Raw genomic sequence first — 17,391 nt, forward strand, 5'->3', positions numbered from 1 at the left:
CATTGATTCTGTAAAATTTTCAGATCTAATATTAACTTCTAATTAATATCTATATATTATTTAATTGGTGCTCCAAAAGTATATTCATACCATTGATCAGGTGTTTGGGTTTTCAATCCAAATATAGTATCTCCGTCTTTTGTCACCATAGGTATATTAGGTGTAATAATATCATGTGGCATTGAACCATTTTTAGTGATTATATTAAGTAAAGTTCTCATTCCAATATCAGATATTAAAGGCGTGTATGGTGTATTCACTTCAAACAATCCATCTTTTACGGATGTAATTGCCTTTTTAGAATCATCAATTGATAAAAACATCATCTTTTTAGCATCCTTTCTGCTATTTAATCTATTAGCATTCTTTGATGCATCATAAGCAGCAATAGCTTCATGATCACCTGTCCCAAATACAACATCAATAGAAGGATATTCATTTAATGCTAATTGCATATTGGCAAGTGCTTCTGCTGTATTATCATCATCATGATATGATTTTAATATATGAATATCAGGAAAATAACTTAGTACCTTAAGGAAATGACCAGTTCTATTAGCATCAGCAGTGCTTCCCGAAGGCTTTCTAAGAAGAACTACATTTGCATTTAGGCTACCTTCTTTTGCAAGTTTCCAAATTAAATACATACCACATTGAGCACCATTTGCTGGAAAATTCCCAGTAACTCTACTCGTAGTCTCCTCGAGTCCTGTCATTCTATCAACGCTTACAACTGGTATACCTGCCTCAATTGCCCTTTTCACTGGTGCAATAGTTGTTTCTGATTCAACCATAGGCCAAGTTAAAATTCCATCCACTTTCTGCAAAACAAAACTATCAATAATATCTGCCATTCTATCGTTGTCCCATTGAGCATCTTTAACATCAACTTCGACATTTGGATGTCTTTCTGCTTCCCATTGAGCTGCATCAGCTAAACTAACATTCCATGGCTGATCAAATCCATGGATAGCAACACCAATTCTATACTTTTTATTTGAGTCTCCAACTGGTCCTGATTTTAAGGCTACATAATTTGAAAATGGTAATTTCAAATCCAGCTCACTAAATGCTCCTTTTATCTTAGTTCCATCTCCATTTGTCCATTTATAATTTCCGTAAGGCTTTCCCGTAGGATATGTACTCATATAAGTTTCAAATTTTTCATTCTTATATATATCAGTAATCTCCTTATTGGCATCTGAAAGAGGCAAATTAATAAAAAATTCTAATATATCACTATCCGATAATCCTTTGGATTTAAGACTTTCAAAAAAATCCAATGCCTCTTGTCCCTTTAAACTTCTTACCTGCTCGTACAACGGCACCAAATCTACTGATTTCTCATTTGTTACAGTTTGTGTTGGAACTTCTTCGATATAATCTTTTTGCCTATCTTCTTTTGGCTCGTTGTCAATAATTACTTTACCTGCTTGGGAACAAGCTGATAAAATACTTCCAACCAAAATTATTACTACAATGCAACTTAATTTGCGTAACCTAAAATTTAATATTCCCATTTTGACTTTCCTCCTTAGTAGGATCTAATCATATTAATAATTCAATCCTTTTAATACACTACAACTACGTAGATATCATATTTGTTAAATTTATAACAAATATGAGCCCACCTTTCTCAAAAAACGTTTACACGACTTGCATTCCTCCCTCGCAAACTATCTTTTTTAATGCAAACTTATTGTAATGTTATATTCACTATTATATTAAAATGCTCCTATAATTTCTATAATTCTACAATAATTTCAAAAATCCTTTATTTTATACTTCTTAATAAATGTTATTTTTACAGTATAATATTACTTCGGAAATTTAAGGTAAAGTATATATAATAATTATTCTTAAACATCATCTTTAAAAATAAAAAGCTCTCAACATACATTGAGAGCTTCACTTATATTAATTAAATGCTAAAAATTATTATCTTCAAAATATATATATATTTGTATTCTTCTTCAAAACTTAATATAAAATTCTAAATCTCCTACAAAACTTATATTTCTAAATACCAACATTCTAAATTTATAAAATAAACTTACTACTATTATTTTAGCAAGTTCTCACATAACTTAAAATTATGTTGATCATCTTAGGTATTTTGGCATTTTAAGACATATGCTGGTGGTATATTTAACACTACCCTTTCTAGACTTATATCTTCAAAATAACTTCCTATATATCCCTTTTTAAGCAATGTATATTGAAATGTTATGAATAATCCATTCTTTTTTAATATATCTTTTGTTTTTTTCAATATTCTATTTGACATATTCTTTGGCAAACTAGCAAATGGTAATCCTGATACAACATAGTCTACTTCTTTAATATTGTATTCTTTTAAATATTTATCTACATTTTCAGCTGAGTCATTTACTATTATAACATTATTATATTCACCATACTTTTCCTCTAGTTCTCTGCAGAATTCTTCATTATATTCTACGAGCATTAACATCGTATGATCCTTTATTTTTTTCATTAGTCTATCAGTAAACACTCCTGTTCCAGGACCATACTCCACAATACATTTTGCATGGTCAAAATCAATATCATGCGCCATTTTTTCCGCAAGCTTTTTAGAACTAGGCGCTACAGCTCCAACAGTTCTTGGTGACTTAAAATATTCCATTAAGAACTTTATCCACATAATAATACAACCCTCTCTATATTTTCTTAATTAGAATACATATTTTATTGAACTTAAACAAACTAAATAAAATATATATTCTACTATTAACAAAAGAGACTACCTCTCGATTTTTAAAAACTAGAGATAATCTAAAATATTTTATAAATTTCTTTCTAACTATATTTTCTTATTTAATTACAACACTTCTGTGTAGACATCATGCACAGTTTTAAAAGTACGCAATCTGTTAACGAATTTTACATAGCTAAAAATGTTTAGATGATGAATCTCTAACACAGTGTAAAAGTCAAAAAACTATTTTGGAATCCAATTTTTTCAACCTCTAAATTATAACATAATAAGGAAATAAATTCAATGTTTTACATAAACTAATTAGGTAAAAGTTTATTATTTTAATTTTATTAAGCTCTGATAATTTAAAAATTATAAATAATCATGCCTATTCTTTACAAAACAAATATATTGATCATTATTTTCAATCTAATTTCAACTCCAAATGTAATCTTAGTACATTTCTTAGATTATAATATATGTTTAACTTTTTGCTTTATGTCTTCTTAAAAAGGAATATATATCATAAATATCTATAGGGGATAATTCAATATCTATGCCTCCTAAACTTGTCATTGAAGAAACTTTACTAAAACTTTTAATCTAAGTTTCAAATAAATCTATTTTCTTTTCCATATGCTGTAGAATTATCCCCTTGTACTTATATTATAAGTTCCTCTTGATTAGTATAAATAGAAAGTTCTATTCAAAACTTAATATGGATATATAGTTATTAATACATCCAATACAAAATAAATTCATAAATCTGTATTGTAAAATAGCTACCTCAAAACAGATATCTATCCTCTATTTTGAAATAGCTAACACAAAATATATAATTATAAATTTTCTTTTATGAGATTAATCCTCTTCACATATTCTTCATCACTTAAATATTTTTTCTGAGGATTCATTTCAAATACACCACCCCATGAATATCCATCTTTATACTTAGGAACTAAATGAAAGTGAAGATGTGGAAGCGTATCTGAATATGCTCCATAATTTATTTTATCAGGTGAAAAAGTTTTTTTAATCATAGCCGCTACTCTAGTGACATCTTTCATATATAATTCTAATTCCTTATCATCCAATTCAAATAATTCTTTCACATGTTTATCATAAGCAACAATGCATCTTCCTTTATGGCTTTGTTCTTTGAACAAATAAAGAGTTGACACTTCAAGCTTACATATTTCAATCATTAAATTATCAAGTTTTTCATCCTTATCACAATAAAGACAATTATTTTTATTACTCATATTTCGGTCTCCTAACCTAATTTTTTATAGACATATATTAATAACATTTTTATATTTATATAGTACAATTAATTATTTAAGATATACCTTTATATTCTTACATACAATATAGAAGCTATCAAAATAATATTTTAGTACAACTGAAATTAAAATTAGCTGCCTTAAAATAGCAATTTACTTTCTATCTTAAGACAGCTATAATAACTAAATTGAAACGTATCTAGAGATTATGATTATTTTGAGCTATTTTAATATGTTAATATTCTATTAGTCAAAAGAATTAATTTACACTGCTGTTTCTTTCCAAACATTTTCATATTTATATCCAGTAAGATTTTCAACAATTGCCTTTGTTTCTGGAGTTACTTCTTCTTTTGATCCATTGTTTTTTAAACGTTCAACTTCATCTACTAATATACCATGTGTCCTTTTATTAAGTTTGAAAGTTACAGCACAAATTAACGCAATTACAAGTAAAGATATACACCCAACAGCTAAAAGAGTAGCTATAGTTGATACAACTTGTGGTGATTGAGTCGCTTGTCCTTTAACAAACCCACTTTCTTGCAATACAACACCTATAACAAATGTAGCTATTGCCACACTACTTTTTCTAGTAAATGTCATAACTGCCGCAAAAAGACCTTCTCTTCTTTGTCTTGTAACCATTTCATCAACATCAGGAATGAATGGAAATACATTCCATGGAGTAAACTCTAGTAAGCTTCTTCCTACTTGATAAATTGTACCAATTACAAATAGTAGGGCAATATTTGATCCTAAGTTACCTACATAAAGTCCATAAAACGCTAATAAACATATAATCATAATAGAATAAGCCATCTTATATAAGTTACCTGGTCCAACTTTAATCATTAAGAATCCGCCTAATATTGTTACAGGAATACCAATGATGCTAAGTGAAAGTACATTCGCAGCAGTAGTAGATGAAACACCTAAATTAAATACACAGAAATATATAAATACTGAATTAAATAAATCTTTAGCCGTAAATGAACATATATAAATTGCTAAATGTTGTCTAAACGCTCTAATCTTAAATGTAGAAACATAGTCACCAGCAACCTTTACAATAGTCATTAATTGTTCACCAAAACTCTTACTTGTAGAACTATTTAACAACTCTTGTTCCATTTCAGGTGTAAGGTCTCTTTCCCATGTTACTTTATGTGATATAAGTATACATATCGCATATATAATGGCAAAAACTAATCCATTAATGAAATATGCTTGAGGGCTCTTGTCACCAAAGAAAGCTATTAATCTTCCTGGAACAAAAGTAGCTAAAAATGTACCTGTTGCCGAAATAAACATTCTTGATGCCGATAATTTAGTTCTGTCAGTAAAATCTTTTGTCATTTCAGCAGGTAATGTTTCCCATGGAATTAATACCATTGCTGCAATTATTTCAAATAGTAAATAAGTAACTAAATAGAATGCATAACTTCTTCCTGTTACCCATAGTAATACGTAATCTGCCATTAACGGAGCTCCGATTAATAGGAAGAAACGACGTCTACCAAAAAGTTTTCCAAGTTTAGTTTTATAGAAATTATCAGATATACTACCGATAAATAAACTAGCAACTGCATCTACTATACGAGCTATAGCTATAATAGAAGCACCTTCTATCGGTGTTAATCCTGCAAATGTTGTATAGAAAAATAGTAAGAAAGCTCCAATAATGGTGAATGCTCCACCACCCATTAAATCAACTAGTCCATAACCAACACCTCTAGCTATCGTGATTTTTCTATTATTATTTGACATATATTTTTCCTCACTTTCATCAATTAAGTGTTTCCGAATTATTTTTCATCAAATCCAAAATATTCTTTTGCATTGCTATAGCATATACCTTCAACAATTCTTTTAAGTAATTTATCATTTTTAGGTACTTCTCCGTTTTCTACCCATTCTCCAATTAAATTACAAGCAATTCTTCTAAAGTATTCATGCCTAGTATATGATAAGAAACTTCTAGAATCAGTTAACATTCCAACAAAGCGTCCTAACAATCCAAGGTTTCCTAATGCCTTCATTTGTTCAATCATTCCATCCTTATTATCATTGAACCACCAAGCTGCACCGAATTGCATTTTTCCTGGAATTCCATCCCCTTGAAAATTTCCAATCATAGTTCCAAGAACATAGTTATCCTTTGGATTTAATGTATATAAAATTGTTTTTGGAAGAGAATTTTCTTTGTCTACAGAATCTAAAAGCCTAGAAAGCGGATAAGCTATACTTTCATCATTAATTGAATCAAATCCTGTATTAGGTCCTATTTCTTTAAACATTTTTGTATTATTGCTTCTAAGAGCTGCAATATGAAGCTGCATAGTCCACCCTAACTCATGGTAAAGCTTAAATACATGTCTTAACGTATAGGTTTTATATTTTTTCTCTTCATCAGCACTTATAGTCTTTCCATCTAAAACCTTTGCAAATATAGCTGCAGCTTCTTCTTTTGAGGTATCTGCATAAACTACAACACCATCTATACCATGATCAGCTATTCTGCATCCAACTGAATGGAAAAATCTTATTCTTGAATCAAGAGCTTTTAGAAATTCATCATAATTGTCTATAGATATTTCAGACACTTTTTCTAACGCTTTTACCCAAGAAACAAAACCATCTAAATTTATTTCAATTCCTTTATCTGGTCTTAGAGTAGGTAAAACATTTACATTAAAGCTAGTATCTTCTTTAATTTTTATATGATATTCTAATGTATCTATCGGATCATCTGTTGTACATATAGTTTCAACATTTGATTTTATAATTAAATCTCTAACATTAAAACCTTCTCCATTTAATAATTCATTGGTTCTCTTCCAAATTTCAGGAGCAGTATCTTCATCAAGTGGTTCGTATATTCCAAAGAATCTTTGAAGCTCTAAATGAGTCCAATGATAAAGAGGGTTTCCTATAGCCATAGGTATAGTTTGTGACCATGCCAAGAATTTATCATAATCACTTCCATCTCCTGTGATGCATTTTTCATCTATGCCATTACTTCTCATGGCTCTCCATTTATAATGATCACCATAAAGCCATGCTTCAGTTATATTACTGAATTTTTTGTTTTCATATATTTCTTTTGGATCAATATGACAGTGGTAATCAATAATAGGCAAGTTTTTAGCATAATTATGATATAAATCTATAGCTGTTTGATTAGATAGTAAAAAATTCTCATCCATAAAATTTTTCATATTCGTCATCCTACTCTCTCAAATAAATATTTTATATTTGTAAAGCATTGAATATTTGGGTTAATAACACACATTATATAAATCCACGCACATTATTGTAATTTGCATCCACTCAACACTTTACTACAACGTTTTCTTCGCCTTTATATATTAACCTTATTACATTTGAAATTATTTATCTTATTAATCTAGCTAACTTAACCCCCTTACTTAAATGATATCAATAAAACTTTTATTTTTCTTTTGTATACTCCTCTTGATATTTTCGTAAGGTTGTTAATTAGCATTGCTTATGTTATAATGTACTTCATATTAATTTTCTTAAACATTCTTTATCATTCTTTGTTTGTATTATTGGGCAGATAATAAATGAAGAATGATAAAAATGTTTATTTTTATACTCGATTTTCTTATATAATTATTTGCAATTTAAATATTTTTCCAAAGTTGCTCTAACAGCGCCAACACCTGAAATTAATTCATTAAAATAACCTTCAATTTTCTCACCTAAACCTACAGTATAAAGATTTACTCCAAAAATTTCTTCATTTATTAGTATTGGTTTTAAACTATCCTTTGCTGATTCTTTAGTACCTAGTTTTATATCAGATACATATTTTCTTAGTTCATCTAATAAAGGATCTGGACTTAATTCCATAACATTACCATTATCATCTAATCCCATTAGATATCTACACCAACCTGCTATAACTAGAGGAATATATTTAAGTTCTTTAGCGTCTAAATCTTCTCTATTATTATAAGCTTTAATTGTTTCTCCAAATCTTATTCCAACTTTTTGAGATGTATCTGAAGCAATTCTTTGTGGTGTATCAGGTATATATGGATTTGGAAGCCTAACTTCAACTACCTCTTTAATAAAGTCTTCAGGTTTTAATATTCCTGGATTAACAACAACTGGCATTCCTTCTTCGTATCCAATTTTTTCCACTAATTTCTTTAAGGCTGGATCCTTCATCTCGTCTGCAATTAAATTAAATCCAAGTAAGCATCCATAAACTGCTAAAGAAGTATGTAGTGGATTTAAACAAGTAGTTACCTTCATTGTTTCAACCCTTTCAACAGTTTCTCTATTTGTTAAAAATACTCCTGCTTCTTCTAAAGGCATACGTCCATTTGGAAAATTATCTTCTATTACAAGATATTGAGGTCCTTCTGCATTTACGAAAGGTGCAATATAAGTGTTTTTGCTAGTTGTCACAATTTTAGTACTATCAAAACCAACTTCTTCTAATGTATCTTTAACACTTTGTGATGGTCTCGGTGTAATTTTATCTATCATACTCCAAGGGAAAGATACCTTTTTAGTATCGTTGATATATTCTAGAAAACCTTTATCAACTAATCCATTTTCTATCCATTTCTTTATCATTATTTCCATAGCATTGTGAAGTTTTTCACCATTCTTAGAACAATTATCCATACTTACAAAAGCTATTGGAAGTTGTCCATTTTGATATCTTACATATGCTAGGGATGCAACTTTAGCTATAATACTTACAGGATGTTCTAAACCATCTGTTGTATCTTGTTCAGATAAATTCTTCACACTATAACCTTTTTCTGTTATTGTAAAACTTGCTATTTGTAAAGATGGATTTGAAAATATTTCTTTTAACCTATTCCAATCTTTTTCTCTTAAGTAATCACCAGCTAAGCTTTCACCTATACTTCCTACCACTTTTTTCTCTAAGCTACCATCAGGTTTCATAATTACTAGTAAACTCAAATTATCATAAGGAGAATAAATTTCATCTATAATTTCATAGTCATATCCTTCTACAGCAACAATACCAGATTCTACTTTTCCTGTATTTAAAAGTTCCTGTTGTAATATTGCTATAAATCCTCTGAATATGTTTCCTGCTCCAAAATGAATCCATGTAGGATTTTCCTTAGTTGATGCTGACATCTTATCATAATCAAACTTTGGAATCTCAATTCCAGCTTTTTTCCATAAATCAGTATTTTTGATACTTTCCTTACTTAGTACTATTTTGGCGTTATTCATTTTTTTCACCTCTTTAAAACTATTGCTAATAAAGTCAATACTATTAATTATCTTTTGTATCTTAAGATTCTATGAACTAAAATTCTTAGTTATCTCTTTTATTTATTTCTTTCAAGAGAATCCCATATTCCCCATAAATACATAATTCCAAGTGCTCTATCATAAAGTCCATAACCTGGTCTGCATTGTTCATTCCAAATATGTCTTCCATGGTCTGGTCTTACATATCCAGTAAATCCAACTTCGTGATAAGCTTTAACTATATCACATATATCTAATGAACCATCACAAGTTCTATGAGATGTTTCAATAAAATCACCATTTTCATAAATCTTTACATTTCTGATATGTGCAAACGCAATTCTGTTACCAAATTCTCTTATCATAGCTGGAACATTATTATTAGGATCTGAACCTATAGCTCCACTGCAAAGAGTTAAGCAATTATACGGATTATCAACAAGTTTTAATAATCTTGCTAAATCGTCTCTGTTCTTAACGATTCTTGGTAATCCAAATATTGGCCAAGGTGGATCATCCGGATGCACTGCCATCTTAATATCATTAATTTCAGCTACAGGAATAATTTGTTCTAAGAAATATTTTAAATTGTTCCATAAATCTTCTTCTGTTACATTCTTGTATGCTTCGAAAAGCTGTGTTAAATTCTTTAATCTTTCTGGTTCCCAGCCTGGCATTGTAAGATCTGGATTAGATGCAATTTTGTTAACTAATTCCATTGGATCTATATCTTTAATCTTTGCTTTTTCATAAAAAAGAGCTGTTGATCCATCTTCTGCTTTCTTGTATAGATCTGTTCTAAGCCAGTCAAATACAGGCATGAAATTATAGCAGATTACTTTAACTCCAACCTTAGCTAACTTTTCTATTGTCCTTTTATAATTTTCTATATACTTGTCTCTTGTTGGTAAACCTAATTTAATATCCTCATGTACATTAACACTTTCAACAACATCCATATTAAATCCATATTTGTCAGCTGATTTTTTTACTTCAAGAATCTTTTCCATTGGCCATTCTTCACCTGCTGCCATATCATGAAGAGCCCAAACAATTCCCCCTACTCCAGGAATTTGCTTTATTTGTTCAAGTGTTACGGTATCATTACCTTCTCCGTACCATCTAAAACCCATTTTCATAGTAATATCACTCCTGTCCTCTTATTGTCCTTTCTTCCAATATACTGATTGTCGCAGAACAATCATATACCAGGTCCTTTAATTTGTATTTTCTTATATCTATAAGCCTCACCTCCTTAAATTTAAAAATAATTAACATTATATCTTGAGCCTGTTTGATTGCTTCAGTTATTCCTTAAAATAGTTAGGATAAGCTTCTTTTATCTTTTTCTTATCGAATGTAACCATGTTCAAATGTTCCTTCATAAATCCTTCTGCTATATCTATATTTTTATCTTTTATCGCATTGAAAATTTCTTTATGTTGAAGATATATGTTATCCCAGCTAGAATTAGTTACTAATCTAAGCATACGAATTCGTTGAAACTCTGTACTTCCATCATTAATACTATTCCATATTCTTCTTTTGTTACTTCCTTCAAAGATTATCTTGTGAAATTCCTCATCTGCTTCAAATAATTTCTTATAGTCATGATTCTCAATATACATTTTCTGAAGTTTCAAATTCATTTCTAAGGCTAATAAACTTTCTTGTGAAAATTCTTTACAAGCCTCCTTCACCACAGCTCTTTCTAAATGCTCACGTAAAAATCTTCCTTCTTCAACTGCAGATAAATCAATTAAAGAAACAACCGTTCCTTTTTGAGGATAAATATTAACTAGCCCCTCTTGAGCTAACCTAACAAGTGCTTCTCTTACTGGAGTTCTACTCACACTATACTTTTCCGAAAGTTCCTTTTCAGAAATGCTAGTACCAGGCTCAAGATATAAATTAATAATTTCATCTCTAAGTTTATAATATATAGTTTTACTTGTTGTATTTTTATTTACCTCTAAAGCCATTTTTATATTCTCCCTTACTTTCAAGTACTACCATACTTGTATGGTAGATGTGCTTATATTTTATCATAAGTATTTTAAAAAATCTATTATTAATCGATGCTGCCATACTTGTATGGTAGTTATGTTTTAATAATAATCATAACCGTTTACAATGTCAAGATAAATATTTAATTATTTTTTTGAAATGCATTAACTTACAATATAGTTAGCAATAATGAGAAAATAGCAGAAAAATGCAGTATAATTGTACGTATTTCATATATACGCTGATTTTTTAGACCTTGAGTATAATATTGGTTAGATATATTATCAATATGGAAATTATTATGTTTGAAAGGGGAAAATTATGCTGAAAAATATTAAAATTATCAATAGCATTATTTTGATGGTTATCTTATCAACGGTTGTATCGTTATCTATCGCAATAATTGGTTATAATAACATGAAAACGATTAACTCGAATTCATCATCAATGTACACAATTGCATTAACAAGAATTATTAAAACTGAGGAAATTAGACAAACCTTCTTAAATATTCGGTTAAATGTCAATAGGCTTTCTATATCTGAATTTAATGATGATGATGTAGCAGCTATAGATAATGACTACTCTGCCATAAACAAAATGGTAGAAGATTACGAAAACCTATCGCTTAGCACTATAGAGACAAACAATTTATCCGAATTTAAGAAGGACTCCTCAGCTTACTATGAGCAAATTAAGAATCTTGAAAAAGGCAATAAATTATATGGTATAGATTTAGAAAAATTTAATCAATTGGGAGTTGAAATGCAACTTTTTCTTGATAATTTAGTAACTTATAGTTCAAATACTGCTAATACTCTACATAATGACAATATGAATTTATACATTAGAAGCACTAAAATCTTTTTTATCACTTTCTTCATTGGTTTTATTCTTCAGATACTTGTTTCCTCCTCTATAATCTTAGTTATAAGAAAGTCTATAAAAGAAATAACGTCCGATTTGGATAATGTTGCTCGAGGTGACTTTAGTTTCGAAATAAACACTGACTTAAAAAACGAATTTGGCAGAATGAAAAAATCACTCAAAGTAACAATTTCAAACATTTCTTCAATGCTCGAAGAAGTGCGAAATTCAGCAAATGTTGTAAATATACAAGCAACTAATTTATTAGGAGCTTCAGATGAAATGTCTTCTTCTGCACAAGAAATTAATGCCGCTGTTCAAGAAGTCGCTAATGCTGCTACTGAACAATCTAGTGACTTAATGAATGTAAAAACTTCATTGGATAGTTTCGCTGATTCACTAGATCAAATAACCGCGTCAATTAATGATGTAAACTCAAATATACATAATATTAGTTCAATGGCCGAAGATAGTAACTCTAAATTAGAATTTTTATTTAATTCTATTAGAGATGTAAACGAATCTTTTGACACTGTAAGAAATAAAGTTGTTCAATTAGATAACCATGTAGAACAAGTAAACAACATAACTACTATTATAAATTCAATTGCTGATCAAACTGACTTATTAGCATTAAACGCTGCAATTGAGTCTGCTCGTGCAGGAGAAGTAGGGCGTGGATTTTCTGTAGTTGCAGAGGAAATCAGAAAGCTCGCGGAACAATCTAAAGTATCTGCCAGTAATATAAGTGGCTTGATTACCAATATTAATAATGAAGCCCAAATAGCAGTTAAGACCACTGATTTAGGTAAAGATAGCTTAAATAATCAATCAGTCCTTATTGAAGATTCTATAAAATCTTTTGCTTTAATATTTAAGGCTATAAATACTATATTGCCTAGAGTTGATAATATAAATAAATCTATTGAAAATATAAATATTGAAAAAGATCTAATAATCTCAAAAACATTAGATATTTCTGGAGTATCAGAAGAAAATGCAGCTTCATCTGAAGAAATAGCAGCCTCAGTACAACAAATAAATTCATCTTTTAATGATGTAGCAACTTCAGCTCAAACTTTATCAAATTTAACAACCTCTATGATGAACGAAGTAAGTAAATTTAAATTATAATTGTTGTTATAAATAGCTTAAGATGTATTTTGCAATTTTAAACTAGAGAGCATTATATATAAACTAAAATGGAGGATAATTATGAAAAATTTAAAATTTTTAAATGTTGCACTTGTAATAGTTTTTATGACGACTATATTAACAGGCTGCGATTCAAAAAATGTTTCCAAATCAACGCAGCCTATTACTTTAAATATAATAGATGTTTCAGGAAGTATGCAATTAGTCGGAGATTCCATAGATCAATTTAAAGCTGCAAACCCTGATTTAATAGGAGATGTCGTAGTAAAAAAATCCACTGCATTAGAGGTTCCATCTTTATTAAAAGCTCAAATTTTATCTGAAGATATGCAAACAAATTTGATTTTTACTGGAATTGATGGTCTTTCCACATGTATTGATAGAGATGTTATAGAAAATATTATGCCTGCATATAGCAGCAAATTTCCTGATTTAGAAAGTAATTATAGTTCTGGTGCTAAAGCCACTTATGATTTAGTAAAAGGTTATGGTATAACTTATGTGTATTCGCCTAGCGGACCATTTTTCACTTATAACCCGGATGTTGTACAAAATGTGCCTAAAACGCCTGATGAACTTTTAGCTTTTGCCCAAACTAATCCTGGTAAATTCACATATGCAAGGCCTGCTGCTTCAGGACCAGGAAGAATTTTTCTTCAAGGCTTACCATATATTCTTGGAGACAAAGATCCTAAAGACCCCAAAACTTGGGACAAGACTTGGGCTTATCTTAAGGAATTAAACCAATACATAGATTATTATCCTGCAAAGACTGGTACTACATTCACAGAATTGAAGGACGGAAAAAGATCTATTATAGCAAGTCAGTTAGGATGGGATATGAATCAGAGGATCATAGGTGGTATTCCACAGACATATCAAGGATTCGTATTTAACAATACTACACTAGTTTCAGATGCTCAGTATATGGCAATTCCAAAAGGACTTAGCGATGAACAAAAAAATGCAGTTTTAAAACTAATGGCATGGCTTATGACACCAAAAATGCAAGCGATAACATACGATAGCGGTTATTTTTATCCTGGACCTTCTGTAAAAAATGTTTCACTTGATATGGCTCCAAAAGAAAGTCAAGATAAAATAAAGCCAGCTATAAGACAATCTTATGAAGATTCTATTAAGACACTTCCAAGTTCGACACAATTAGATACAACTAAATTCATGGAAGCTTTAAATATGTGGTATCAATTATTTGGAACTAAAGTGAAAAGATAATAATGAAGTTAAGAAACGTGCTATATTGCTGAATCAAACAATATAGCACGTTTTTATATCCTAAATCTATAATTAATAATTACTTACTTTGCTTTATATCCTCATCTAGTAAATGATAAGGATAAGTAGATACAATTATGTTATCGTTCTTCAATAAGGTTTCTCTAATAAAGAAACTTGTATGATTATGTAAGACCTCACCAAATCTTTCATTAGTAACAAATTGAGGTACAACTACTGTTATCTTCTCATCTTTAGCTGTTGAATTTGCAATCAATTCTATATTCTTTAACAAAGGAGTAACCACAGCTCTATATGGCGAATATTTTGCGACAAGTAATATATCTGTATCTAACTCACTCCATCTAGATTTTAATTTTTCCATAGCTTCCTTGTCTGGTGAAATATTAAGAGCAATAACATTATCGCTTACACTTTGAGCATATTGCAACGCACCTATTGTTGCTTTATTTAAGCTAGCAATTGGAACTATCACAATATGAGTATATTTCTTTCTTAAATTCACCTTTTTCAGATTTAATTGACTAATACTTAAACCACAAGCCACTTTATCGTAGTGTTTTTTTATTCTTAGCTGAATTACAATTATGATTGGAATTAAAATTGCAACTATAAATGCACCTTCGCTAAATTTTTCAATTAAAATTATTATCGTTGTTAATAAAGTAACAACGGAACCAATACCGTTGATTATTGCACGTTTTACCCAACCATTACCTTTTTCTTTTCTCCAATGATTCACCATTCCAAATTGCCCTAGAGTAAAAGATATAAATACGCCTATAGCATATAGTGGAATCAACCTATGAGTGTCTGCCTTAAATATAATAACTAAGATACAAGCTATACATGATAATGCAACGATTCCAAAAGAAAAACTAAGTCGTTTACCTCTAATAGTGAATTGTCGTGGTGCAAAACCATCCTTCCCAACTATATACATTAGCATTGGAAATCCTGTATATGCTGTATTGCATGCCATAAGTAAAATTACAGCAGTACTAAATTGAATTATATAGTACATTATGCCATTCCCGAAAATAGCAAATGCTATTTGTGAAACAACTGTAGGACCATTTGCTATTGGTACAGCTGTATAGAATATAGCAAGTACCGAAGTTCCTCCAAATATGAAAAATATTAAAGCTGCTAATAATATCATAACAGTCTTTGCACTTTTTTGGCTCGGTTCCTGAAAATTCGGAACGGAATTACTTACTGCCTCTACTCCAGTTAAGGCAGAACATCCTGATGAAAAAGCTCTTAAAATAAGAAATATCGATACATTTTCTGTAGTATTTGCTGGGATAGAATACATTGGTTCTGGATGAATATTTAATATAAAGTACTTAAACAAACCATAAAGTATCATAAAAGCCATGCTAAAAATAAAAATATACGTAGGTATAGCAAAAATTTTTGAAGATTCACTTATACCTCTTAAATTTAAAACAGTCAAAACTATAATTATTATTAAAACAAACATGACTTTATATTCTGTCAAATTGCTAAATGCAGAAATAATAGCATCTGCACCTGCACTGGCGCTAACTGCGACAGTAAGTATATAACTAATTATTAAACCTGCACCAGCTGCTAAGCCAGATTTTTTCCCTATATTTTCATTGGCTACTTTGTAAGCTCCCCCACCTTGAGGATAAGCCCTGATAATCTGAATATAAGAAATTGTTAATATTATTAATAATCCTATAATCATAAAAGAGGTCCATGTTAACCACTGATATGCTGCTACACCTAGAACTATTAAAACGAAAAGAATCTCTTGAGCAGCGTAGGCTACAGATGATATTGCATCACTTGCCATAATTGCTAATCCAAAAGGAATATTATACTTTTCATGGCTTCCTTGTTCATTTGATAAAGGTTCTCCTAATAAAACATCTAAAAACTTTATAAGCATTTATTTTCCCCCTATATTATCATACGAAAAATATTGTATGTAATAATGAAATCAAAAGCAATATTCTAATTATTGCATATGTTGAAGAAAAATGTAGAAATCGCCACATGAATACGAATACATATATAATTATCACTAATTTCTTCTTTTAATGAATTATTTTCAACTTTATTATTACACCACATTTCAATTTAATTTCTACACATTAGCCTTAATTAAGTATTCGACTTACAATAATTGTAAATATAGCTTTATGATTGCAATATATATTAAGAAATTAAGATTAGTATAATTAAAGTTTTCCTAATTTAACTCAAAATTATTACAAATTTCAAATCTTTGATTTGTATTTTGAAACAGTGATTCTATAAATACCTCAATTCTACTTCATGAAAACTAATAAATTTAAATATGCAAGTTAATCTTACTAGAATGTACTTCTATAATTTTGTAATTTTACGGAATAATTGTTAGTAAAATAATAATGATATTACTTTTAATCTTTTTGCTTTTACTTATTATTTTGATATAATCAAATTGTAAAGCTAATATATAAGAGGAGGATTTTATGGCACAAAACCATATATGTGAATTATGCAGTAGAAATGTTTCTAGCATTACTAAACATCACTTAATTCCCTTAGAAAAAGGCGGAGAAAAATTTAAAACACTCTCTTTATGTTCAACCTGTCATAGACAAATTCATGCTCTTTTTACAAATCGTGAATTAGCAACACACTATCGCAGTCTTGAATCATTAAAGAAAGATATAAAGATAATTAAATTTCTTAAATTTATTGAGAATATTCCTGGTGATTCTTATTTAGACATAAAAAAATCAAGACATGTCCGAAAAAGTTGTTAGGAGAATATCTAAATATTTTATGTGAAAAAATAATGGCAATAAT

At 29.4% G+C, this 17,391-nt stretch carries 12 protein-coding genes; 3 read left to right on the forward strand and 9 right to left on the reverse strand.

The window, feature by feature from the left end; all coding sequences use genetic code 11:
• Window positions 1-56: 56 nt before the first annotated feature.
• The 8 genes from ACJDTP_RS03455 to ACJDTP_RS03490 form a co-directional block, all read right to left on the reverse strand.
• Complete coding sequence (locus ACJDTP_RS03455) at window positions 57-1,520, reverse strand: sugar ABC transporter substrate-binding protein (RefSeq protein WP_077837421.1); 1,464 nt, start codon at window positions 1,518-1,520, stop codon at window positions 57-59.
• A gap of 587 nt (window positions 1,521-2,107) precedes the next feature.
• Window positions 2,108-2,665, reverse strand: coding sequence for a class I SAM-dependent methyltransferase (locus tag ACJDTP_RS03460; RefSeq protein WP_077837420.1), 558 nt, complete (start codon window positions 2,663-2,665; stop codon window positions 2,108-2,110).
• A gap of 893 nt (window positions 2,666-3,558) precedes the next feature.
• Window positions 3,559-3,981 (reverse strand): HIT family protein, encoded by a 423-nt coding sequence (locus ACJDTP_RS03465; protein ID WP_077837419.1) that lies wholly within the window; start codon window positions 3,979-3,981, stop codon window positions 3,559-3,561.
• A 285-nt stretch (window positions 3,982-4,266) separates the two neighbouring features.
• Window positions 4,267-5,772, reverse strand: coding sequence for an MFS transporter (locus ACJDTP_RS03470; RefSeq protein ID WP_077845066.1), 1,506 nt, complete (start codon window positions 5,770-5,772; stop codon window positions 4,267-4,269).
• A 38-nt stretch (window positions 5,773-5,810) separates the two neighbouring features.
• Window positions 5,811-7,223, reverse strand: coding sequence for a glucuronate isomerase (uxaC, locus tag ACJDTP_RS03475; RefSeq protein WP_406760507.1), 1,413 nt, complete (start codon window positions 7,221-7,223; stop codon window positions 5,811-5,813).
• Between the two features lie 418 nt (window positions 7,224-7,641).
• Window positions 7,642-9,255 (reverse strand): mannitol dehydrogenase family protein, encoded by a 1,614-nt coding sequence (locus ACJDTP_RS03480; RefSeq protein WP_406760508.1) that lies wholly within the window; start codon window positions 9,253-9,255, stop codon window positions 7,642-7,644.
• Window positions 9,256-9,353: 98 nt separating this feature from the next.
• On the reverse strand, window positions 9,354-10,415 hold the full coding sequence (gene uxuA / locus ACJDTP_RS03485; protein ID WP_406760509.1) for a mannonate dehydratase: 1,062 nt from the start codon (window positions 10,413-10,415) through the stop codon (window positions 9,354-9,356).
• 168 nt (window positions 10,416-10,583) lie between these two features.
• Complete coding sequence (locus ACJDTP_RS03490) at window positions 10,584-11,258, reverse strand: GntR family transcriptional regulator (protein ID WP_017209065.1); 675 nt, start codon at window positions 11,256-11,258, stop codon at window positions 10,584-10,586.
• A gap of 346 nt (window positions 11,259-11,604) precedes the next feature.
• Between ACJDTP_RS03490 and ACJDTP_RS03495 the strand changes: the two genes are divergently transcribed.
• Together ACJDTP_RS03495 and ACJDTP_RS03500 are read left to right on the forward strand one after the other, a co-directional pair.
• Window positions 11,605-13,284, forward strand: a complete 1,680-nt coding sequence (locus ACJDTP_RS03495) for a methyl-accepting chemotaxis protein (protein ID WP_406760510.1) — start codon at window positions 11,605-11,607, stop codon at window positions 13,282-13,284.
• Window positions 13,285-13,365: 81 nt separating this feature from the next.
• Entirely contained in the window at window positions 13,366-14,541 is a 1,176-nt protein-coding gene (locus tag ACJDTP_RS03500) for an ABC transporter substrate-binding protein (RefSeq protein ID WP_406760511.1), read from the forward strand.
• Between the two features lie 79 nt (window positions 14,542-14,620).
• On the opposite strand, the gene ACJDTP_RS03505 is transcribed toward ACJDTP_RS03500, so the two are convergent.
• The gene (locus ACJDTP_RS03505; RefSeq protein WP_406760512.1) at window positions 14,621-16,483 is read right to left on the reverse strand and encodes an APC family permease; all 1,863 of its coding nucleotides are present in this window, start codon (window positions 16,481-16,483) and stop codon (window positions 14,621-14,623) included.
• A 568-nt stretch (window positions 16,484-17,051) separates the two neighbouring features.
• Between ACJDTP_RS03505 and ACJDTP_RS03510 the strand changes: the two genes are divergently transcribed.
• On the forward strand, window positions 17,052-17,348 hold the full coding sequence (locus ACJDTP_RS03510; protein ID WP_077837412.1) for an HNH endonuclease: 297 nt from the start codon (window positions 17,052-17,054) through the stop codon (window positions 17,346-17,348).
• Window positions 17,349-17,391: the final 43 nt, after the last annotated feature.

Origin of the sequence: Candidatus Clostridium helianthi, assembly GCF_045310795.1 — a bacterium.
Lineage (GTDB): Bacteria > Bacillota > Clostridia > Clostridiales > Clostridiaceae > Clostridium > Clostridium helianthi.